The following is a 331-nucleotide window of genomic DNA, read 5'->3' as shown; positions in this document are numbered from 1 at the left end:
GCCCCGAAGCCGTCGGGGAACCGGGGTCTATTTCTTATTTAGAATTTCTTTTAAAACAGAAGGGTTTCGGATAATTTTTTCGATAAACACTCTGCTTTTCATTCGTTTTATAAAGCGTTCTAAGCAAAAGGCTTCTTCTTTGGATTCACATTCAAAAGAGAGCTCGAGCTGCCAATCTTTAGCAGAGGTCGTAAAAGCATTTTTGAAGGCATGTTGATTATGCATCAAAACTCTCTTTTGAACATTTTGAGTTTCACCGATGTAGAATCTATTGGATTGTTTGCTATAAATTATATAGAGGAAATGCATAGGGTAAATATAAAAAAACCCC

1 protein-coding gene is annotated in these 331 nt (G+C 36.3%); it reads right to left on the bottom strand.

Translation table 11 applies throughout. The features are described 5' to 3' along the window. Positions 1-27: 27 nt before the first annotated feature. Positions 28-331: GIY-YIG nuclease family protein (locus tag PGOND44_RS14905; RefSeq protein WP_003447841.1), on the bottom strand; the 304-nt coding region annotated here is incomplete at its 5' end.

Source organism: Psychroflexus gondwanensis ACAM 44, from assembly GCF_000355905.1.
In the GTDB taxonomy this organism is placed as follows: domain Bacteria; phylum Bacteroidota; class Bacteroidia; order Flavobacteriales; family Flavobacteriaceae; genus Psychroflexus; species Psychroflexus gondwanensis.
Note: the sequence above shows the minus strand (reverse complement) of the source record. Positions and strands in the feature narration are given on the sequence as shown.